Origin of the sequence: Sphingobacterium bambusae (genome assembly GCF_033955345.1) — a bacterium.
Lineage (GTDB): Bacteria > Bacteroidota > Bacteroidia > Sphingobacteriales > Sphingobacteriaceae > Sphingobacterium > Sphingobacterium bambusae.
On record NZ_CP138332.1, the window covers coordinates 2,679,918 to 2,701,976 of the forward strand.

16 protein-coding genes are annotated in these 22,059 nt (G+C 40.8%); 8 read left to right on the forward strand and 8 right to left on the reverse strand.

The features are described from left to right. Positions 1-4: 4 nt before the first annotated feature. The 8 genes from SCB77_RS11150 to SCB77_RS11185 all read left to right on the forward strand — a co-directional run bounded on the left by SCB77_RS11150 (position 5) and on the right by SCB77_RS11185 (position 8,402). Positions 5-1,141 carry a zinc metalloprotease gene (locus SCB77_RS11150; RefSeq protein WP_320186517.1) on the forward strand — a complete coding sequence of 379 codons (1,137 nt, stop codon included), beginning with the start codon at positions 5-7 and terminating at the stop codon, positions 1,139-1,141. Between the two features lies 1 nt (position 1,142). Continuing rightward, a complete protein-coding gene (locus SCB77_RS11155) occupies positions 1,143-2,030 on the forward strand; it encodes an ABC transporter ATP-binding protein (protein ID WP_320186518.1) in 888 nt (295 codons plus the stop codon). After that, positions 2,005-2,721: an ABC transporter permease gene (locus SCB77_RS11160; RefSeq protein ID WP_320186519.1), complete on the forward strand. Its 717-nt coding sequence runs from the start codon at positions 2,005-2,007 to the stop codon at positions 2,719-2,721. Before SCB77_RS11155 ends, SCB77_RS11160 begins: the two co-directional genes overlap by 26 nt. Continuing rightward, positions 2,718-3,485 carry a hypothetical protein gene (locus SCB77_RS11165; protein WP_320186520.1) on the forward strand — a complete coding sequence of 256 codons (768 nt, stop codon included), beginning with the start codon at positions 2,718-2,720 and terminating at the stop codon, positions 3,483-3,485. The genes SCB77_RS11160 and SCB77_RS11165 overlap by 4 nt, the downstream gene beginning before the upstream one ends. Further along, a complete protein-coding gene (locus SCB77_RS11170) occupies positions 3,482-4,243 on the forward strand; it encodes a hypothetical protein (RefSeq protein ID WP_320186521.1) in 762 nt (253 codons plus the stop codon). The genes SCB77_RS11165 and SCB77_RS11170 overlap by 4 nt, the downstream gene beginning before the upstream one ends. Then, complete coding sequence (locus tag SCB77_RS11175; protein WP_320186522.1) at positions 4,203-6,380, forward strand: TonB-dependent receptor; 2,178 nt, start codon at positions 4,203-4,205, stop codon at positions 6,378-6,380. The genes SCB77_RS11170 and SCB77_RS11175 overlap by 41 nt, the downstream gene beginning before the upstream one ends. 310 nt (positions 6,381-6,690) lie before the next feature. Then, the gene (locus SCB77_RS11180) at positions 6,691-7,590 is read left to right on the forward strand and encodes an SDR family NAD(P)-dependent oxidoreductase (RefSeq protein ID WP_320186523.1); all 900 of its coding nucleotides are present in this window, start codon (positions 6,691-6,693) and stop codon (positions 7,588-7,590) included. Positions 7,591-7,592: 2 nt separating this feature from the next. Beyond that, on the forward strand, positions 7,593-8,402 hold the full coding sequence (locus SCB77_RS11185; RefSeq protein WP_320186524.1) for a helix-turn-helix domain-containing protein: 810 nt from the start codon (positions 7,593-7,595) through the stop codon (positions 8,400-8,402). A gap of 1,175 nt (positions 8,403-9,577) precedes the next feature. Here SCB77_RS11185 and SCB77_RS11190 read toward each other — a convergent pair. The 8 genes from SCB77_RS11190 to SCB77_RS11225 form a co-directional block, all read right to left on the reverse strand. After that, a complete protein-coding gene (locus tag SCB77_RS11190) occupies positions 9,578-10,825 on the reverse strand; it encodes an McrC family protein (protein ID WP_320186525.1) in 1,248 nt (415 codons plus the stop codon). Continuing rightward, positions 10,818-12,842 (reverse strand): McrB family protein, encoded by a 2,025-nt coding sequence (locus SCB77_RS11195; RefSeq protein WP_320186526.1) that lies wholly within the window; start codon positions 12,840-12,842, stop codon positions 10,818-10,820. The genes SCB77_RS11190 and SCB77_RS11195 overlap by 8 nt, the downstream gene beginning before the upstream one ends. 98 nt (positions 12,843-12,940) lie before the next feature. Continuing rightward, on the reverse strand, positions 12,941-13,288 hold the full coding sequence (locus SCB77_RS11200) for a hypothetical protein (RefSeq protein ID WP_320186527.1): 348 nt from the start codon (positions 13,286-13,288) through the stop codon (positions 12,941-12,943). Beyond that, positions 13,288-16,422: a type I restriction endonuclease subunit R gene (locus SCB77_RS11205; protein WP_320186528.1), complete on the reverse strand. Its 3,135-nt coding sequence runs from the start codon at positions 16,420-16,422 to the stop codon at positions 13,288-13,290. The genes SCB77_RS11200 and SCB77_RS11205 overlap by 1 nt, the downstream gene beginning before the upstream one ends. Positions 16,423-16,425: 3 nt before the next feature. After that, positions 16,426-18,177, reverse strand: coding sequence for an ATP-dependent nuclease (locus SCB77_RS11210; protein WP_320186529.1), 1,752 nt, complete (start codon positions 18,175-18,177; stop codon positions 16,426-16,428). Between the two features lie 28 nt (positions 18,178-18,205). Beyond that, positions 18,206-19,459, reverse strand: coding sequence for a restriction endonuclease subunit S (locus SCB77_RS11215; RefSeq protein WP_320186530.1), 1,254 nt, complete (start codon positions 19,457-19,459; stop codon positions 18,206-18,208). Next, the gene (locus SCB77_RS11220) at positions 19,449-21,008 is read right to left on the reverse strand and encodes a type I restriction-modification system subunit M (RefSeq protein WP_320186531.1); all 1,560 of its coding nucleotides are present in this window, start codon (positions 21,006-21,008) and stop codon (positions 19,449-19,451) included. Before SCB77_RS11220 ends, SCB77_RS11215 begins: the two co-directional genes overlap by 11 nt. 648 nt (positions 21,009-21,656) lie before the next feature. Next, positions 21,657-21,884 carry a helix-turn-helix domain-containing protein gene (locus SCB77_RS11225; protein ID WP_320186532.1) on the reverse strand — a complete coding sequence of 76 codons (228 nt, stop codon included), beginning with the start codon at positions 21,882-21,884 and terminating at the stop codon, positions 21,657-21,659. Between the last annotated feature and the right edge of the window lie 175 nt (positions 21,885-22,059).

Below are 22,059 nucleotides of genomic sequence, written 5' to 3' on the forward strand. Positions count from 1 at the left end.
TGTTATGAATCTGAGCTTAAACACCGAATATCTGTTGATTGGCGATATCGATCGTCAGGAAGTCGTGGTGCTGAAACACAAGCGTACGCATCGGGTCTTCCGCATGAGCAGCATGGAATACCGCATCATCGAACTTTATGCCAAGGGATATTCCAAGCAAAAGATCATCGCAACATTTGAGGCCGACTATGAGATCAGTATGGAGGTGCTGGATGCCATTATCAACTCGGCAACGACCCATTCCTTTGTTGTTGCGCGCGGCGGTTACGAACAGTTTCCCAAGTATAAGATACAACGTAACTTTATCTCGCTGTTGAACTACGGTATCTTTCTGGCCTTAAAACGCCTAAAGTTAAATCCAAACCGGATCAAGCTGGACACTGGCGGGAGTTTCAATTTGGCAAAGATCATCAAGTGGACACCGCGGCCCGTTCCCGCGCCCCTGTATCGCGCAGGTTCTCTAGCGCTTTTGGGGCTGCTGCTTTTTACGCTGCTATTCTTCGTCCTTTTTCGCGCGCAGTCCCTAGACTTCGCTCTTGTTTTTTACAACCTCAGCCACATCGGTTTTTTAACGATGCTGCTGATCGCCTTCCCTATTTCGCTGGTCATTTCGTTTTTTCACGAGCTCGCGCACTACATCGTCTACAAACGAAACGGCGGCACGCAGCACGAGCTGGGCCTAGGGCTGCTCTACGGATTTATACCAATCTTCTATACGGCGACGGAGGATATGGTTATTTGGCATAATAAATGGACGAAGATCAAGGTAGCCTTAGCGGGCCTAGCATCTGACCTATTTTTTCTGTGCCTGGGCCTGAGCCTATATGCATTGATAAGCTCGCCTTGGATCGCTGGCATTTGTTCATTTATTTTCCTGAATTTGGTGGTCAAGATTATTTACAACTGTAATCCGTTTTCACCCGGATCTGACATGTACTTTGTGTTTCTCGACTTGTTCAACCTAGATATCTCCTTTACCAATGCGCACGAGCAGGTAAAAGCGTTACGCAAGAACAAGCACACGAAGATACATTGGGGAAGCCTGGCCTATGCATTGGCCTGCTACCTTAGTATTACGGTATACCTGTTGTCTTTTTTATTGATTTTGTCTTTCCCGATTTGGATTAATTTTTTCATTTAATATGGATACACAAAACCTAATCTTTCAGTTGAAAAATGTTGACCTTAAGATCGAGGGCACCTTCATTCTAAACGACATCAACTTGGATGTCCAGAAAAATGAGCGTGTGTTTATCCTGGGCAATAACGGATCGGGAAAGTCCTCCTTGATCGAAGTTTTTTTGGATAATATCAAAGCCAGCGGCCAGATCCTGCGTCGCATGCCGGCAAAGCGCCACATAGGTTTGCTTTTCGATCAGGTTCCTTTCTCGCCACTCTATAAGGTCAAGGAAGTCGTACACCTATATGGACTGCTTTTCCATCTGGAACAAAATGCCTATCAACCGATCTTGGAACGATTGAACCTTCCGGCTATTATGCACAAAAAGATCGGCAAGCTCTCTACGGGCGAGCGCAAGCGGCTTGGCCTCTTTGCGGCCCTTTTCCACCATCCACAATTGCTGGTGCTGGACGAGCCGCTGAGCGGCATAGATCCCAATAGCGTGCAGCAGATCAATGAATTGATCTTTGCGCATCCACGCACGGTGATCATCGCCTCGCACGATTGGGAGAGTGCCGTCAAGTATGCCGATAAAATTGTTTTCCTGCATCAAGGAACGATCCTTGGCGGCGGCGCACGAAGCCCCACAGAATGGCTGTCTGAGGACTTCATCCCCTTTAACGAGAAGGTGGTGATTCAGGCCGACAGCGGCTTGTCGCTGGATGAGCTCAGGCGCCTTGCTCCGCTGACATTCGGCTACGAAAACCAATATGTGCTTTTCGGCTTTAATGCATCGCTGCTCGACTTTCTCTCTACGGCAAAGATCACCTACTCGAGGGCGCAGAAATCATTACATGATATTTACTACTACTTAATGACTAAACATGAATTGGAAGGCATTACTCTATAACACCTACTTGGATAGCTTGGCTTTTTTCCGCGTAAAAATAGCCCTGTTTTTTTCGTTTCTTTTTCCGTTGATGCTGTTTGTGATATTCTGCACCATCTGGGGCCGTGCAAACAGTGCATACATCGAGTTTCTTCTTCCGGGGATGATCGTGCTGATGTCCATCAGTGAAGGGCTATTTTCCGTCGGCCCCGTGATCAAAGATTACTATGCCTCGGGCATGATCAAACTGATCAAATTTCTCCCGGTCGATATCGCCCTATTTTTTATCTCGTTCATCTGCAGCCGCTTGGTATTCTTCTTGCTGTCGGTGTTGCTGCTGCTCATCACGGCCAAGGTATTTTTTGACTACAGCGCCGTAGCGATATACCCACGGCTGTTGGCCGGCAGTATTTTGAGCTTGGTTACCTTTTCGTTATTGGGGCTGTGCATATCCTTTTTAAGCAAGAAAGACAACAGCCGTACCCTGTCGAATATCGTGTATTTCATCCTCATTTTTATCGGCAACCTCTTCTACGCAACGGGCATACAAAGTGGTGTGTTCCGCTTCTTTCAGGATTTCTTGCCAACCAACCATCTGGTCGCTTTCATGCGCTCGGAAAACTTCAACCTGCTTGTCGTCTTCGCGTGGATCGTCGTACTGGCCATTGCTTTCCGCTTGCTGTTCCATAAAATAAGATACAGTCGGTCATGAGAAAAGTATTAGCATGCACAGCTCTTTTTTTGGCTTTAATGGCCGGTTGCCACGACTCGACATTGACGAACAGCACCTTTGTGGGGCAAGACACGGACAGCCTATTCTTCCATACTGAAGATGAAATCGAGCAGGCCTTTTCCAGCAGTTTTGCCTTGGGCAATATGGACACCCTTGTGCGCCTCGAGAAGAGGCTGCAAGCCTTTGACGGCCCGCTCGCGGCCTACTGGCGGGGCTATATCGCGTATTTGCAGGGAATATACCTGTTTACCGAAAACAAGCGCGACTCCTCTTCGCTGTATATCGAGCAAGGCATTGAAGTGCTCAAAAGCCAAGAGCTATCCTCCGAAAGCAGCGCCCTGTTGGGCATGCTATACAACTTCTCGGTGCAGTTTAGCAGCAACGTCATGATCCCCGTAATCAGCCACAAGGCCGACAGCTATTTCCAGCAATCACTAGCGCTGGATTCCAACAACCTGCGGTGCTACTTGGGCATGGCCAACAAGGACTACTACACGCCCGAGAAATTCGGGGGAAAGAAAAATGTGAACGACCTGTTGCAGAAGGCCCTAACAAAGCCGGACCGGCTAGACGAGGATGCGCGGCTGCCCAGCTGGGGGCGCGAGCAGGCGTACGAGCTGTTGATCCGGCATAATTTTGAATCGGGAAAAGTGGCCGCTGCCAAAACATATTACAAAGAGGCCGTTGAGCTGTTCCCGATGAATTATCAATTAATCCGTTTATCCTCATTATTTTTAGAATGAAAAAGAAACTGATCCCTCACCTGCTGAAAATAAGCGGGATGTTTATTGTGGCTTTGCTCTTGGTTATACCTGCACGGGCGCAAACTGGTCAAGGTGTCCTAAATGGCATCGAAAAGAAAATAGATGATGCCTTTAGCCAAGCATTCGTGACAAAGAAGCCCGATCAGCTGGAGAGCATAACGAAACTTTTGAAAGAACAGAAAAAATCGGCCCTGACAGACTATTGGCTGGCCTATGCCTACTACCTGAACAGCCTTTACTATGATAGCATAGGCGATGCCGATGAGGCCGAGTCGACGCTTTCCACCGGCATTGAGCTACTGAAATCGGGCAGCCAATCGTCCGAAAGCTATGCGCTGATGGGCACCATGCAAAACTATTCCATCAAGTTTATGAATATGCTATCGGCCAATAAGGCGGCGGAGGAAGCCACGCGTAACCTGTCCAAATCCATCAGCCTGGAGCCAAAAAACTTGCGGGGCTATTTGGGCTTGGGCCTTCAAGATTATTACACCCCCCCAGAATTTGGCGGCGCCACAAAAACGGAGGGTCTGCTGAAAAAAGCGCTGAGTATGCCCGATCAGCCGACAAAGAACCCAACGATGCCCTCTTGGGGTCGCAATGAAGCCTATATCACGCTGATCAGTTATTACATCAAAAAGAAAGATCTGGAAAAAGCAAAACAATATTATAAAGAAGCGTCAGCCAAATATCCGAATGATTATAGATTGCTCTCTCTATCTAAGAATCTTTTGTAGTCTGCTCATAAGCCTTTCCCCCCTCCTTACGCTGGGACAGCAGGCTTTTGAGGGGTTGGTCGTCGATGCGAACAAGAATCCGCTTTCCTATGTCTCGGTCAGCGTTGTTGCCCATGATTCGATGAGCACCCTGACCGATAGCGCGGGCTATTTTTCGATAACAGGGCTGCCCTCCGCTACCGAAGTAGAGGTATTATTCTCTCTGTTGGGTTATCAGTCCAAACAGGCTATTCTGCGCATGGGTAGCAAAGAAAGCCATATGCTGCTTGGCGAGTCGCAGACTTTACAGACCGTGGAGGTGTGGCGCTCGGTGAAAGATCTCACGTCGATCAATCTTGGCAAGCTGGATATATATACCAATCCCATTGCTGGGGCAGATGCACTCAACGCCCTGCAGATTTATGCCTACTCAAGCAATGTAGACGAAACGGCGAACCCCTCTTTTCGGGGGAGCGAGGCGGACCGCTCGCGGGTGTTTATCAACAGCGTACCCATCAACAGCCCGGTACGAAACTCCCAGATAAACGGTGTGGGCAATTTCAGTATCTTCAACACGGAGCTCATCCAGTCTATCGATGTCTTTCCGGGCAACCCGCCCTTGATCTACGGGAACACGGGCGCCGGTTTAATCGACATCAAAACATCCGAGTCGGTGAAAAACAGCACCCAGCTTAGCCTCTCCATCGCCAGTGTGGGTGCATTGATCAACCGCAACCTGTCTAAAGATGCCTTTACCCAGATCTATGCCAACCACCAATTTGATGGGCCGCTCCTGAAATTGAACAGCAAGGGCCTAGGCTTTCTCAAATCGTTCCGAACGACGGATGTCGGGTGGAATAGCAACTGGAAGGTCTCGGAGGCCGACAGGCTCAATTTTTATGCTTACTACATTGATGAATATGCCGAGCTGACATCGACAATAAATTTCAGCAATGGGCTGAACCAATCGGGAAAAAGGCGGGGCTTCTTTATCATGAACTACCAAAAGTCACTGTCAGACAAGCTGAACCTTGCCCTGAACAGCAGCTATGATATGGGCAAGAGCCGCATTGACTTCCTGCAGATCGATGTCGCCTCGACCTCCAGCACCCTGTTCAACTCCCTGTTGCTGAATTACCAAAAGGAAGGGCTGAATATCACGACCGGGCTGGAATACAACCTGCAGCAAAGCAGTATGCAGGGTGTGGGGCCTAGATTTTACTACAGCAATCACGATAGCTCGCAAACGCAAAGTGTGCAGGGCGACTTTGGCCAGCACATCCTCGAATCTTTCTTGCACGGCACATACAGCAGCAATAGGCTGACCTACAGCTTGGGGCTGCGCAAAAACGTGCCCTTGCAGCACGATGCCAACGGCATAAAGGGCTCGGACAGTTACTTTAGCTTTCAATCGTATATCAAATGGAAGATCAGTGCCATCCAAAACCTGATCTTCTCTGCCGGAAGATACCATAACTACACCGAGCCGAATGTCATGTACCAACGGCAGGCTCTCAATCAGACCGATCAGCTGGCGGTGGATTATGTGCTGAAACGAAAGAGCACTTCTTTTAATGCTTCGCTGTATGCAAAGCGTGAGCAGGGTATGTCCAACACCAGCTACGAGTTTTTGGAAAGCATGGCTTCACAACGAGAGATCATCGGCTTGGAGCTTTCCGTCCAGCAGAATTTTTGGAAGTACTTTCGCTTGCTTTCCTCCTTCAGCTTGATGGATGCTTCTTTCGATATCGAGGGCACACGCTACAATACGTCTAACAACATTCCCTATTTTTTCAAAAATGCATTGACCTTCAGCAAAAATAGGTTCAACATTTCATTGACTGCGCTCAACAGACCCGGCACACGGTATACCAGGGTAGTCGACGGCAACTACATCCCGGAAGCGCGGGCCTACGAACCGATCTACGAGCAGCAACTGAATGGCTCGCAACTTGGGGCCTACCATCGCTTGGATCTCAACATCAGCAAGCTGATTCCCATTAAAAACAATCTGCTGACACTTTACTTCAACGTCAACAACCTCTTGGGCGCTAAAAACCAACGCAACTTGATCTACACACCTGACTTCTCCGGATCTTCCTTTGAACATTTCAATGGCAACGTCATATTCCTTGGGGCCAACATAACTCTTTATTAGGTAAAACACTTTGCAAAAGCGCTTTACGGATGGCACAATGTGATCTCCCAGCTCCCCTTAAACCCGATCCTCTGGATGAATAGATTTTGATTTCGAGATTCCAATGTTTTCTGCTATTACCATTATATCTAAAAGACATAATTTGAGAGGGCTTATCAAACACCTTTTAAAACGAAGGGATAAGAAAACCGTATACCGAGCTAAAAATGACCAATTCGACAATGAGCCTTTTAGGCAATAACATTGAGCTTCTGACGATATTCTGCTAGGCCCGATTTTAGGAACTTTGTGATTATAAAAATTTCATTATATGATTATAGTAATGACAGGCGGCACGAGTGGGATTGGCGCCGAAGCTTTAAACAAAATTCGTGAAAATGAAGACAACACGGTCTTTGTTGGTGCAAGGCATGGAAACAGGACCTTGCAAAATGGTGCAAGGGCACTAACGTTAGATCTGTCTTCCTTAGAAAGTGTCAGGGCATTCGCGGAAAATATCCAGCAAAGCATTCAGCCGCACAAAATAGATCTATTGATCCTAAACGCGGGCGTGCAAGCAGGTAACAATAGCGAAGTTAATGCCGATGGCATTAATTTAACGTTCGCCATAAACCACTTATCACACTACCTGCTAATACGTTTACTCTTACCTTATATCGCCAAGGATGGTAGGATTTTGATTACGACCAGCGATGCTCATGATGCCCAAATTATTCCATTTGGACCAAAAACTATGGACATTCATAAACTGGCATTTCCCGATGAGAGTAGTCCAAAAGGAATGGCATTCTACGCAGCTACTAAACTATGCAATATATTGACTGCGGATACGCTACATCATAGCGTGCTAAGTCATGCTAACATACAAGTTATTGCTTACAATCCTGGTTTAACGGGTGACACGGGGCTGATGGGAAAGCAAACGGGGCTGCTGAAGATCGCTGTAAAAGTAGTCAGACCAATATTTCGATTTTTAAGCCTATTTAACCCTATGTTTTATATGAACACCGCGAAAAAATCTGGTGAAATTCTAGCTGGCTTAGCCTTGGGGAATATAAAATTGCCAAAGGGAAGCATGTATGCTTCTGTAGTTCGGGGAAAAGTCACATTCCCAAGCCCAGCAGTACTGGTAAAAGACGAAAATTTAAAAAGAGATTTATGGACGAAAAGCGCTAAAATGGTAAATTTATCAGCAGAAACAGTCTTATAAACATGTCCAATCTTTTTACCTCCGCCATTGTGTATTCATTGGATACAGCTACGCAAACAGAGTACGACAACATCCTCACGGAGCATGTGATGTTATTCCAACTTTCTGGTGAAATGACATTTGAAACGTCGGAACAGAAGATCGTGGCTCAGCCCGGACAAATTTATCTTGTTAGAAAACATCAATTTGTTAAAGCCACCAAAAAACCCATGGGTGGGCAAGCCTACCATGCGTACCTATTCATTTTAAAGGACGATGTGCTTCGTCAGTATGCCTTAGAAAAAGGCATCACGGTCCCTCAGCGATCAGCGTTTGATTCGAAACACTTTCTACTTTCCAAAAGTTTGATATTTGACTCCTTGATCTCATCTTTCTCCTTCCATGCTCGATCCACACTAGAGGTTGACCATCCCCTATCGGCACTCAAGGTTCGGGAAGCTATAGAGATACTGCTCCTGACAAACCCACAGCTGGAAAACTTTCTCTTTGATTTTTCTGAACCGTTTAAAATAGATCTTGAAAAGTTTATGCTGGCAAATTATAAGTTTAATGTGGGCATGGAACATTTCGCGACCCTCACCGGAAGAAGCTTGGCCACCTTTAAGCGAGATTTTCTAAAGGTATTTGGCGAAACTCCGGGACGGTGGCTGCATCACGCTCGATTGAAAGAGGCTCATTACCAAATTCAGAAACATAATAAAAAGCCCTCAGAAATATTTTTGGAAGTTGGGTTTGAAAGTTTCGCTCACTTTTCAAATGCATTCAAAGCTAAATACGGATACACACCTAAGTCTATTGCGCCATCGGTGTAATACCTCCGTCACATGGTGCACATGGCAACTCCGATTAAACATATAGATCGCTGTTAAGCACTTTATGTTAATTTTGAAACCGCTTAAAAATACACTGGTCGCTCAAAAAACGAAGGTGTTATTATGCTTTTTTTATCTTTGATCTGTCATTTGCCGCTCTTCCTAGCTGCAAATACATTGACATGGTGGAATTGTAACCTCCTCCCAAAAAAACAGCTAGATTATTTATGCTTTGGATAGGTTCGCGCAATGTAATATCCCGATTGCGGTTTGCATGGGCAAAAAAAAGCGACTCTTTTGAATCGCTTTTTCTGTAGCCCGTAGGGGAATCCTATCGTCGGACTTTTAATCTCTTTATCAGTCTTTTACAAATTTTAAAAATCAATTACGCCACAGTTGACGCGCTGATTTGACATACATTTAGCTGCAAGTGCTTGTCATTACTAATATAGCAAAAATTAGCAGATAAAATAATTCGGTTTCGATATTGATATACTTGAATATCTTGGCAATACAAATTTGCAGTGGTTACAAGATATTCATCAGCCTGATTATGCCAATTTGTACCATAAAAAGACGATGGCCGACTGTATATTATTTTTTTCTTTTGCTAAAAAGTAGTTAGCTAACTATATTGATTTAGGTAAAACATTTTCTTATCTTTACTAATCGTGTTACGATAAGACCCAATTTTTAGGTCTTATTGTAACACAAAAGGTAATATGGCAGACAGCGTTTGTATATCAGAACATCTTACTAAGCCCCAACTGGAGTTCTTGAAGTTGTTGGACGACTATGAAATTCAGTTATTCAAATTCTCCGAAATTGAGCTGTTGCTAAAACAAAAGTTTGATAACTTAAGTGAAGTCTTAGAAAATCTGGTTGATAAAGAGCTTCTTGTACCGATCGAGAAAGGCAAATTTTGTAGACAAAGTTTAGGGATGAATATGTCATAGGAACGTTAATCGTAGAGAAAAGTGCCGTAGCATATTAGTCGGCGCTAAATTTACATGGGTTGACGGAACAATTTTCCAATACCGTTTTTATTCAGAAGACTTACAGCTAATATAAAAACGGGAATCATACATAATGGTAATATCAGACATAGAGAGTTGATTAACTGAAATTATTCTAGCCAAAACGATGAGATCTCAAACATACATAAATATTCAACATCAATTAAACATTAAACTATTCACCTCCTTTACAATAAGTTTCTGCCATAATTTGAAATTCTCATCAGAGGGGATTATAATAACGTGACAATGTTTATCGTCAAGTGCGTTTTGGCTCCTATGATAAAACTGCCCTTTGAGCGCCTCGCCATCGCCTGGATATATCAACGCAACTTTTTTAGCCTGAAAATATTCGTGATAAATATACATTTGTCTTAAATCATCTGGAGAAGGGCTATATCCGTTCAAATTTTTCCATTTGGTGTCTAAAACGACCACACTGTTAGTCGTCCTATCAACCAAAACGATATCAGGTCTCATTGCAGAACTCGTATTATTAGATCTCCAAAACTTCTTAGTGATCTGCCCACTCACTTGGTATGTCGGTAGGTGCTTTTGTAAAACGCGTAAAACGAACTGCTCCCATAAAACATTCATATCGAACAATAGCGCTAGCACATTCTTACGACCTTTACTAAAGTCAGGATGGTAATTTAGCAGAAGCAATTCGGCGATTTCCATAGCGCGCTGATATACGATAGTTTTTCTATTGTAGGTTATCCTAGAAAAAGTGAAGCTATTGATCTTAATTCCTCGCTGTTCTGGAAAATTCAACAAAAGATTCCCAATTTTAGAAGCTAATAAATTATTCCTATTCACACGTGATAGCAATTGCAATGCGGCATATAGGATCTGATGCAGCTCATGATCTACCGAATATTTGGTCGTTTCGATATAGAATCGCTCTTGGTGAACGAGGTTTTTCTGCAGATGCTTAGAGAAAGACAATTTACCTTTCAGCGCCGTCGCATTCTTTTCTTCGCGGAGGTACTTCTTGACCAAACCGTGATGAAGCAGGGATTCTAATTCAACGATATAAAGCTCGAAATAAAGATCTAAAACCGAGTTGTGTTGCAGTTTAAGATTGGATGAACCACTATCTTTCACCGGGAATCCCCAAACCGTACGAATCATGTTGATCAACAAACCTTGCCACTTTTGTTGATCGTTTTCATTTTCTTTTTTATCAGCTTTCGGCAAGACCTCTATCAAGACATCCCCGACCTGTAGTACACCCACGTATTCACAAAATTGAACTCCGTGACGAATCAATTTGAAAAAAGGCGTGTAAACACCGTGAAAAGCCACTAGCGCATCATGCAAAGACTGTTCGTCTGAATCACCCAGTTTAAAAACAAGCTTTTGATGCTCGAATACTACTATATGTCGAGTACCGTTTTTAAGCATTTCCCATCAATAATTCAATGGCTTTACCAAAATCAATCTTGCTATTGGTTTGATTGCGATAATCTATGATTCGGTAAATGGGTTTATTAGCGAAATCTTCTTTATAGTCATATTCGAAATCCGCAAAAATATTGCTTTTGCTCTCCTCTATTTCTACAAAACCTTTGCCCAATACTAGTCCGATCTTACCGTAGTCGCCAAAGAAATATTCTTGTAGCAATGGAATGATATTTTTGTAGAACGAGTCTATCACACTTTCTTCATCTTTACCTAGAAAATAGGCATGACCAATACAATGATCGCGATCAATCAGTAGTTCAATACGCTTATTGATCGTTTCTAAGATCGAGGATGCTGGATAACCAAATACCATTTGCTGCATTTGGGACAACTGATAGTTAGGCATCATCTCTTCAAAAACAAATCGTCTCCGCAGCGCACTATCCAATGCTTCTACCGAACGATCTGCTGTGTTCATCGTACCGATAATGTACAAGTTAGAAGGAACGGAAAACTTTTCCTTACTGTAGGGCAGCGTTACCTCCAGCTGCTCGGGCATACCCGCGCGCTTAGAATCCTCGATCAGTGTAATCAATTCCCCAAAGATGGCGGATACATTCCCGCGGTTGATTTCGTCAATAATGAGTACATGCGGTAATAATTCTGCCTTGTTCTCTTTACTAATTGGAGCTTTTGATTTGACTAGATTACTTACATAATTCAACACCGACCAATACGCCGAACTATTCGATCCGCCAATGACAGCCCTAAACTCCTTATCAATATTATTAATGGTCGAAAGATCTTTAATGGCATCGTACAACTTACGTAATCTATTGTATGAAATCGTATACCCTTTCTCCCTACCTTGCTTAGGTTTAAGTTTGAGATTACCATTACTTGTAATATTTACGATGTCGATCGTTTTTGAATCAGTCAAAAGTGGCAATTCGATAAAGCTATTCGCAGACAATTTTTCTTGGGTCAATTGAATAAGATCTCCCCAAGCATCTTCAAAACCGTAGGCCTGCAACTGATTATCAACGATAGCAACATTCTTTCTAGCGGATCTTACCACCTCTTTAAAAATCCCATCTTTAAGCCTATAAACTACCGACTCATTTCCCTCGCTATCCTCTTGCAGATCGGGCTTAATCCCTTCCACAAAATCTTCGTAACTCATCGATTGGTGAAAAGTAGTAAAGACAATTTGCCCCGCTTCCACCAATTGCTGGTATTCTTCCTTTACAAAAGATCGATCTTGTTTTAAATTAAAATTCGGATTCGCGATTGAAATTGCTTTGTTTATTGTGTGGTAAGTCTTTCCTGTACCCGGAGGGCCGTATAATATTTGGTTAAGTGAGCGATCCACCATATCAGTATATTGATTTTCTAAATTATTCGTGCTGACCTCAATTTGTACTTCATCAGTTTCGAGAGCTTGCCAGAACTGATCCCCAAATTCAAAATAATCTTGATCCGCAGGCTTTGTACTCAGAATTTGCCTCTGTAATTGATAGAAAGTATCCTTATTATCAACATTGAGATTCAACTGTTGACTAATATCTACAAGCTTCTGTTTCTTAAAAATGTTAAGTAACTTAAAATCACTATATATGAAAGCCAATTTCCATTTTAGAGTATCGCTCAATTGTATGCCATCAATATCTTCAAATCGGTGCGCTATAGCCGCTTCGACTATCGTTACCAACATAACTCTTATATTATCGAACACCTCTTCTCTTGATTCGCCGTATTTAGCGTACCAAGCATACTCCGCATCACTGCGGCGTCCATCGCTCACATAGTTCTTATGCTTTTGATCCTTTTCGTAAATGCCAAACTTGAAAGAGGAACCGCCCCAAATACTTCCTAGTTTATCGACCTTAGCCTCTAACCAATAACAAAAGGAATTTTTCTGGCGATTGCTGTACTCCTGCAAAGTCATGTTTTTGATGCGCTCCAGCGGCCATTCGTACTTAAAGTCTTCAATCAATTGATATCTTGGATCAGCCATATATTATGTTCGCGTGTTTCTAAATAGAATGTTTTTTTGTTTTTCCAATCTTGTAACAAGATTGGAATCCTTCACAGTTAAATTACAATTTGCTAAATTCAATCGTCGTATTTCATGAATTTACCAGTACCATATGAGTTTATTATTAGAAGACCTTCCTCGCCATAGCCAGCATAGCCATAATAACCTATGAATTTTACAAAATAATCAGTACCGTTAATTTCATACAAGTCACCAGGACCATCGGTGATAGAAACTTCATACCTTCCAGCTTTAATTTCATCCTCTACGAAAATAAAATCAATGTCTTCGCCATCCTCATTTAAAGTTCCCGAGTCCAGCTCAACCTTAGAGTAAACTTGATCAATAGAATGCTCTTCTATCGATTCTGTTTTGTCAATTTTGAATGATGTAAATAACATCATAATTACCGCCAAATATCTCATTACCTATTCTTCTTAAAATTCTCTGCTTGTTCTAACACATTCTTATATACATCATCCTGAGTAATCGGGGGATAACCATATTGATGGAGTTTAACAATGATATCCATTTTCAACTGAGCCTTAATGTCATCCCGATCCGACCAGTCTGGATATCTAGCCGTACTATCTACAATAGCTTTAATTTCTTTAGCTAGTTCAAGCATTTTATCAGAATCGAACTCAAAACCATACTGCTTACAAATCATATCAAGGATGTCGTAGAATGCCTTTTCTTCATAATCAATACCCAAGTCTTGAAAGGAGTCCATTTCGGAACGTAGCTTAATGATAAGATCCAACATCTGTTCGGCTGTATCAAACTGAATACCTTCATAATCCAAAATATCGCCCTCGCTCCGCTCATTGTATCTATTGATGATGCTCTGCAAACGACCCGAAAAATCCTGTCCTTTTACCTTGTTGACCTTCTTAAAATCTTGTATAGTTTGCTTTAGCAACCGCTCTAATATCTTGATTTTGGTATTAGGCAGATCCAGATCGGATATTTTTTCGATAAACTTATCATTGAACAAATCAATCGCATTAGCTTTGTTGTCATCCAACTTGAATATCTCCTCCACCCCTTCTGAGATGATCGCCTCTTCCATTAACGCGGCCACCTTCTCATTCATCTGAGCGGTATCTGGTGCATCACCTTTGGTCAGCTTGACCACAATAGATTTAATAGCAAAATAGAAATGGATTTCATCCACCTCTGTAGGGGTAAACAGCTCCGATCCGCTGACTAAATTATATGCCGATTTCAATTTTTTAGTCACATTCACAAAGAAGTTTTCAGAATCCTCCGTATTCAAAACTAACTCCGAAGCCCTATTCAGACAATTTAATCTCGCAACAGGTAGACCTGTGTAATAATCGGATGTGTCAAACTGGTGAAAGAACTGACGTAATAGGTCAATTTGATCTCTGACGATAATCTCCGCTTTTGTGATATCTTCAAAATCATCATCCGCAGTTTGATTGTTGAATAATCCCAAAGCATGATTGAGGTTCTTCTTTATACCGATATAATCAACTACTAACCCACGATCTTTCCCTGGATACTTGCGATTGACACGGGAGATAGTTTGTATTAAATTATGCGTTTGCAAAGGCTTATCGATATAAATGGTATCCAAAAAAGGAACATCAAAACCAGTCAACCACATATCGACCACAATAGCAATCTTAAAGTTTGACTTGATTTGCTTGAACTGGCGATCTAATTCAGATTTATCTTCTTTTCCTAAGATATTCCATAACCTCTCGTCATCATCTTTATTCCGCGTCATGACCATCTTGACACGTTCAATCGGCTTAATTTCTATCTGTTCCCTTTCAGTCAATCCTTCAGCCAACATCACCTCCCCCCACTGCGGACGTAACTTTAAAATTTCTATATATAGCTTGTAAGCGATGGTTCTCGAGGTACAGACAAACATCACTTTGCCCGCAACCGTGGCATTCTCCTTCAAACGATTTTCATAATGGGTTATAAAATCATTCGCTATAGCGCTCAAGCGATCACTATCACCCAACACCACATCCATTTTAGCAATCGACTTTTGACTGGCCTCCACGTGATATTCCGAAGCGCCCTCACGCATGACGTTCTCATAATATTGTTCGATCTCCTGAACTTTATTATAATCCAAATTGACCTTAGCTGCTCTCCCTTCATAGACTAACCGGACGGTGATCTCATCATTAACCGATTCGAACATCGTATATTGATCGATGACATCACCAAATACTTCCAAAGTTTTGTCTATCGGTGTTCCAGTAAACCCTACATACGTTGCATTTGGCAACGAATCATGTAAGTATTTCGCAAAACCATAGGATTTAGTGACCCCTTTAACCTCATCGATTTTTACCTTGAGGTCTAAATTGACTTGCGAGCGATGTGCTTCGTCCGATATACAAATGATATTGCTTCGGTCGGATAGTATTTGATCGTCTTCAGCAAACTTCTGAACCGTGGTTAGAAAAACACCACCACTTTCTCTACCTTTCAACCGCGCACGCAAATCCTGTCTTGAGGTGATGTTGATGACATTTTCATCCCCAATAAAATCTTTGGCATTTGTAAAATCGCGAGACAACTGATCATCCAAATCAGTACGGTCTGAAATGATAATGATCGTGGGACTAGCAAAATCAGTCGAGCGCATCAGCAACCGAGACAAGTACAACATGGTAAAACTTTTACCACAACCCGTGGCTCCAAAATACGTCCCCCCTTTTCCATCACCATGAGGTTTACGGTGTGCTAGAATATTTTCATACAGTTTATTCGCGGCATAATATTGAGGATAACGAGTTAATATTTTGACTTCGTGCTTTGAGGTATCTGGAAACAGTACGAAGTGATGAATAATATCGAGCAGCCTATTATGATTCAGCATACCATGCACAATAGATGTGGTGGTTTCTATACCCGTTAAGGCTTTCTTCTCATCGCCAGTGATCTTGTTCCATCCATAAAAGAATTCGTAGGACGAAAATACTGTACCTGCTTTATTATTCACACCATCGCTGATCACACAGAAGACATTATACTTCATCAGCTCAGGAATATCTCTGCGATATCGAATGGTCAATTGCTTATAAGCATCGTGAATCGTGATCTCCTCTTCGATCGTGGTCTTAAACTCAAACACAACAACAGGTATGCCGTTGATATATAAGATCAAATCAGGGATACGCAATTCAGTCCCTTGAATTTCCAACTGATTGACGATCTTAAAAAAATTATTAGAAACATTGTCGACATCAACATAGCGAATATGTAAATCTTTCTTTGCAGGATTATTACGTTTGAAGATCAATCCATCCGATAGCAATTTGCAGATATATTTATTCGATTCGTATAAGTTAGAAGCGGACTGAAAAGCTATTTCGTTGACTAGGTTTTCTAATTCTATTTCTTCTAAGTCAGAATAACGAGTTATCAGATGGTTTCGCAAATCTTCCATGAGTAACACCTCCTGATTAGAAGTTCTATTTATAGTGGCACCGCTAACGTATCGGTAACGTTCTGATGTAAGAAGGTGTATAAATGATTGCTCTAGCTGTAATTCGGTATATTTCATAATTTAGTTATGAGCTACTATATTCTTCAAGAATTTGATGATAGGAACGTTATTTACGTCTTCCTTTTCCAAATTTGGGTGCAAAACATTCTTCCAATAAAGGTTAGCATTATAGGGTTTACCATCATTCACTAAGTAATCTTGCGGGTATCTCAAATTTTGAGAAATATCACCACACTGATGCGCTGGTTCAAACGTTGGAATATTTACTTGAAATAAACCACACGAATAACTTTCCTTTTCTTGATCTAATTTAAATTGCTGATAAATTGATTTTTGAATCCCGGTTTCAAAAGGAATAAAACCGTAGATATCTCGCGCCATAATTTCTGCAGCATCTGAATCGCATATTACGTGATATTTAATGTTGAATCGAGAAAATATTTTTTGAAAAAAAGGAATATTATTGACAGTCCCGCAGTTTACGACAAAAATATCCTTCGACGTCTGTACTTCATTTAGATATCCTCTTAGGATAATTTCTTCCGTCGGTCCCTCAATCAAAATCACCTCATCGGCATAAAAAGATTCACATATAAACGGATTGAATCTCAAAACCTCATTCATTTCCTGTTTAAGTTCGTCCTTAGTTCTTATATCTTTCGATTCTTTCAAGAATTCGTCATTTATTTGAAATAGACGTGTGCCTTCAGAAGTTTTGATCATCCTAACAAGTGAAGATTTTTCTTTCGTGATATCGATCATCTGTGGAGAATGAGAGGCACACAACACTTGGTACGGGGTATCAGACTCACTGACTTTATATATTAAACTACGAAGCTGCTTCATTAATTTAGGGTGCAAAAACAACTCAGGTTCTTCAAACAAAACAATATAGTCCTTCCTATTTTCAAGTCTTTCGAATTCCTCTGCAACATCTTTAAGTAACAGTAATGAAAAAATAGCAGACCTGACAGCCCCGTGCCCTATACGATCGTGATTGGTAGGTATATTAACATCTCTTTCTCCCATGTTGTTATGTTCAAAATGTATAGAGAAGCTTTTGCCAATGGAGTTTTCAGTCCATTTAGACTTGTCCTTTTCAGTTAACTCTATTTTAGTATTAGGGAATAAAGATTGGAAGTACTTATTCACTTCGTCTTTATAAGACTGTATTGACACAGGATTGTACAGCTTATTTTGCAATTCCTGAATTTTAGCTTGCGCTTCCTTTAATTCCTGCCTTTCTTTGTCTTCAAGATGAGCAGTAGCTTTCTGCTTAAGAATCTCATTAATTATCGCTTCTGCCTCTGCTTCAGTTGGCATGGCCTTTATAAAAATTGGGGTAGGTAAAGCGGCTTGGAATACGGTATCTAAGCCTATACCACCATAATTCTTCGCGACCCATCCATTATCTTGATAATCCCAGGTAAAATTCTCAGCTTTTTCAAAGGTTATTTTCGCGCCAGCTTTAGGTTTTAAAGAACGCTTGATCTTTAGCATGTTTTCGGGATTGAGCCACTTTCGCAACCCCTCTCTTTTGTTCGCAATGGAATCTTTCTGAAAATCATAATCATCTAATTGAACCACAAGTTCGAACTCAATAACATGTTCAGAATTCATCCTGTAAATATCTTCGACCGTAGGAGCGGAATTCTTGTAAAAAAACTCGTAAGCTTTCAAAAAACTAGATTTACCCGCGTTATTTTGCCCTAATAAAAAGATCGTATTGGATTTATTGAATTCAACAGTGTTATTATCGATACCGCCACCAATACCTCGAAAGTTGTTTACTCCAAATGAGATTATTTTCATATTTTGATTTTTAATAATTGGTTTTCACTCACTTCTCCAACGTTGCCAAACGCGACAACAATAAGCTTTGTAGTTGCTTAAGTTTTTGGTTTATTTGTGTGTAATTGTATATCTGCTTTAATAAAACCGCTGTTTGCTTATCGTAATTTATAATAACGTTTGACGTTGGTAGAAGAATTTCCAAAAATCTCTGATTTAAAATGCTTAAATAGCTTCTAGTCGATTGCTCTGAAAATGCTGCGAACTGATTCTGAAATTCTTGTGATTTAAAAACACTATAGAGAAATGATGACCGCATTTTATGTTTATCTTTTATACGATAGTAAGTTATTTGTGGAGTTAATACTACTTTCTCATGGTTTGTAAAGAGCATTACGGTTTTACCTATTGTTGCCTTATGTGTTATAAGAACGTCATTATCTTTAGCAAATCCAATTCTCAACTTTCGAGCTTGATCATTGGAAATAAAATTACAGTTTGTTAAATCTGCACAATATTTCTTTACATTGTTTACCATAACAAATGGAACACCTTTATGTACAAAATCAGAAGACTTAGGATGTATTTCACCGTGATTACCATCTTGATTTTTGAAAATATAATCATTGTCAATCAAATGCTGTAGTTTTACTATCCCCCACCCCTCGGGAATCTCCTTCCCAAGCTCATCATTCCAAACCATTTTACCGCCGGAAGATTTATAAAGTTTTCCCGCTTCATTAGAAAACTCAAAATCTACAAACCAGTGTTTGTATATAGCCTGTGCTGTAGCCTCCAATTTTTCGCAGATCTGCTCGTTGACTTTTATTTTGTTAGCTATAGTCTCGTATTGTGCTACAATCTGTCGCTGTTCTTCGATGCTAGGAATCTTTACTTCAATCGACTTCAACGCATCTAAATGAAGTCCGCCCCTAACGTCAGCATCTGTATAGAACCAACATTGCCTGTCAAATTCTTTACGTCTAAACCATAACATCAAATATTCTGGCAAAACATCAGAAGATGTGACTTCAAAAACATCGTAAGCTGGAGAAACAATAAAGTCATAACCGAAAGTTGACATAGAAATAGGCAATCTTTTATCACGCCCTACGTGCATTCTATTACAGGCAAATTGGTATTTCTTTACAACTTTATATTTCTTTAAATCAACACCAATAATATTTGCCACGGATGGCATAAAGAATTTATCAATATTAATCCCAAATAATACCGTGGCATTTCCATCAGTATTTTTGTTACTGATAAATTTGACCATATCACCCAATCTTTTATAACTCATATCCTAAAGTTTTAAAAACATTGGAAACCTCTCCTTTCAACTTGCTTTCTTGTTGAAAGAGATCTTTCAGTTCGGCCTGTAAGCTTTGCATCTGTTCATCATAATCCAGACTTTCATCACGGTTGACGAATTCAATATATTTACTCGGCACCAAAGAATAATCTTTCTTACGCATTTCTTCCAAACTGGCACTGTAAGAATATTCAGGGATATCCTGATACGTTTCCCGCCAGTTTTGCTGTTGCCAGTTGTGATAATGGATAGCAATGTCAGTAATCTCTTCTTCACCAAACTGAATAAATTTCTTTTCAAACGGCTCACCTTTCTGACGCAAATCCATGAACAAAACTTTACCTTTTCGGTTACGATAATTTTTTATACCGTCGTTCACTTCAACTATTCTTTCGGATTTATTTCGGTTCAAAATCCATATCGTCACTGAAATATCGGTTGAATAAAACATAGATTGAGGCAAAATTAAAATAGCTTCCACCAAATCATTTTCGATAATCTGCTTCCGGATTTTATATTCCTCACCACCACCGCTCAAAGCACCGTTCGCCAAAATAAATCCGGCAACGCCATTCTGAGAAAGCTTTGAGATCATATTCAGAATCCATGCATAATTCGCGTTTGACTTCGGTGGTACTTCGTAGCCCGCCCAGCGAGGATCATTCATCAATTCATTCTCAGCGCGCCAATCTTTTAAGTTAAAAGGAGGATTAGCCATAATATAGTCTGCTTTCAGATCCTTGTGTTGATCATCACTAAATGTATCGGCTGCTTTCATGCCCATATTCGACGAAATACCACGAATCGCGAGATTCATCTTAGCCAATTTGAAAGTCGTATTCGTGAGCTCCTGCCCATAGATAGAAATATCTTTTTTATTTCCTTTATGGTTTTCTATGAATTTTAAGGATTGTACAAACATACCACCTGAACCACAGGAAGGGTCATAAATCTTACCTTTGTAAGGCTCGATCATTTCTGCTATCAAATTCACAATAGTCTTGGGCGTGTAGAATTCACCCTTTCCTTTACCTTCTGCGATAGCAAACTTGGAAAGAAAATACTCGTACACGCGTCCTACGATATCATGAGATTCGTCTTTCAGTGTATCGATATTATTGATCGTATCTAACAATGCCGAGAACTTCGACTGATCTAATCCCAATCGGGAGAAATAATTGTCAGGCAATGCACCTTCTAACGATTTATTAGTTCGCTCGATAGTTTTTAGTGCCGAATCGATTTTTAAAGTGATGTCTTCTTGTTTGGCCTGCTCCATAACATACGTCCACCGAGATTCTTCAGGTAAATAAAATACATTTTCCGCTTGATAGAATTCTGGAATTTCCAAGAAGGCATCTTTCCCTTCATGCCGCAGTTCTTCTCTACGCTTTAGAAACTTGTCGTTAGCAAATTTTAAAAATATTAGACTCAAAACAACATGCTTATATTCAGAAGGTTCAACAGAGCCTCGTAGTTTATTCGCGGAATCCCAAAGAATTTCTTCAGTAGATTTAGTCTGGACTTTTTTAGCCATTTCTAATTTTCATTTTTTTTAAAGCTAATAAACCACACTCGATAAAATTGCATAATTCATTTTGCAAGGAGCACAGTTAATAGGTGCCTAAAATTACAGAAAAAAAAGCGTTTACTGTACGGAAAACCGTAATAGAGTATAAAGAAGCTGGATGCTGAAAATTCCCATGTAACTAAATATTAGCTGGAGCAAGGTGTTAAGTCATTCGGTAGTGTACAGGAGGGGTTTGCTATGCTACAACTAAAGGAAGTTATAAAAAGTATCTCTCGAGGTAGTGGTATAGAGCAAGCGGAAGTTGGGCAGTAGCCCTACTTTCTGTCCCTATGCGCTGCAAACGGGCTTTTTAGTATCCTCCGGGGATACTACACTAGTCATACAATGATATAACGGCTTATTACCGTATACTCGTGGCTATACTTACAAATTAATGAGGTGCCATTAATCCGTCAAGTTATTTTGCCTATTAACAAGGCTGCTTACTAGAATTCAGTATAGAGGGTAAGGTAGGCAGATTATTGTAGATGTTTTAAAGTAGCAAAGGATTGTTGTCATAAGCATTAGAAACACCAATCTATTTTTTGCTGAAAATAGGCTACAAACTAAATATTGTTTAAAATTTTAGATGCATTAAATCCGATAGGAAAGCGTCTACAAGCCGTCCATTATTTTTTGAACACTTATTTCCAGTGCATCGCAAACCTCCAGTAACGTTGCCAAGTTGTAGTCCTCCCTTGCATTCTCCATTTTGCTAATCTTTGCTGCATTCACTGTTTCGCATCTAGCTGCGAGTTCTTCTTGAGATAGCCCTGATTCTTTTCTTGCCACCCTTATGTTTTTGCCGATTTTCACAAAATTATCTCTATACTTTTCTTTCATGCAGAAAAAGTCCACATTAAATTGAAAATAAAACTTGTCGAATTCGACAAGTTTTATTTTTTTTTATATCTTTGCTTATGAATAAACAGTAATTAACAATACTCGCGAGAGATCGCATTATATTAAGTTAAACGAGCCTCACAACCGAAATCTGGTAAATTTTATGGCATGTGAG

What these genes read in the sequence shown, in the direction of transcription:
- SCB77_RS11150 (WP_320186517.1), top strand. Translation starts at nt 5, where the DNA reads ATGAATCTGAGCTTAAACACCGAATATCTGTTGATTGGCGATATCGAT.
- SCB77_RS11155 (WP_320186518.1), top strand. Translation starts at nt 1,143, where the DNA reads ATGGATACACAAAACCTAATCTTTCAGTTGAAAAATGTTGACCTTAAG.
- SCB77_RS11160 (WP_320186519.1), top strand. Translation starts at nt 2,005, where the DNA reads ATGAATTGGAAGGCATTACTCTATAACACCTACTTGGATAGCTTGGCT.
- SCB77_RS11165 (WP_320186520.1), top strand. Translation starts at nt 2,718, where the DNA reads ATGAGAAAAGTATTAGCATGCACAGCTCTTTTTTTGGCTTTAATGGCC.
- SCB77_RS11170 (WP_320186521.1), top strand. Translation starts at nt 3,482, where the DNA reads ATGAAAAAGAAACTGATCCCTCACCTGCTGAAAATAAGCGGGATGTTT.
- SCB77_RS11175 (WP_320186522.1), top strand. Translation starts at nt 4,203, where the DNA reads ATGATTATAGATTGCTCTCTCTATCTAAGAATCTTTTGTAGTCTGCTC.
- SCB77_RS11180 (WP_320186523.1), top strand. Translation starts at nt 6,691, where the DNA reads ATGATTATAGTAATGACAGGCGGCACGAGTGGGATTGGCGCCGAAGCT.
- SCB77_RS11185 (WP_320186524.1), top strand. Translation starts at nt 7,593, where the DNA reads ATGTCCAATCTTTTTACCTCCGCCATTGTGTATTCATTGGATACAGCT.
- SCB77_RS11190 (WP_320186525.1), bottom strand. Translation starts at nt 10,825, where the DNA reads ATGCTTAAAAACGGTACTCGACATATAGTAGTATTCGAGCATCAAAAG.
- SCB77_RS11195 (WP_320186526.1), bottom strand. Translation starts at nt 12,842, where the DNA reads ATGGCTGATCCAAGATATCAATTGATTGAAGACTTTAAGTACGAATGG.
- SCB77_RS11200 (WP_320186527.1), bottom strand. Translation starts at nt 13,288, where the DNA reads ATGAGATATTTGGCGGTAATTATGATGTTATTTACATCATTCAAAATT.
- SCB77_RS11205 (WP_320186528.1), bottom strand. Translation starts at nt 16,422, where the DNA reads ATGAAATATACCGAATTACAGCTAGAGCAATCATTTATACACCTTCTT.
- SCB77_RS11210 (WP_320186529.1), bottom strand. Translation starts at nt 18,177, where the DNA reads ATGAAAATAATCTCATTTGGAGTAAACAACTTTCGAGGTATTGGTGGC.
- SCB77_RS11215 (WP_320186530.1), bottom strand. Translation starts at nt 19,459, where the DNA reads ATGAGTTATAAAAGATTGGGTGATATGGTCAAATTTATCAGTAACAAA.
- SCB77_RS11220 (WP_320186531.1), bottom strand. Translation starts at nt 21,008, where the DNA reads ATGGCTAAAAAAGTCCAGACTAAATCTACTGAAGAAATTCTTTGGGAT.
- SCB77_RS11225 (WP_320186532.1), bottom strand. Translation starts at nt 21,884, where the DNA reads ATGAAAGAAAAGTATAGAGATAATTTTGTGAAAATCGGCAAAAACATA.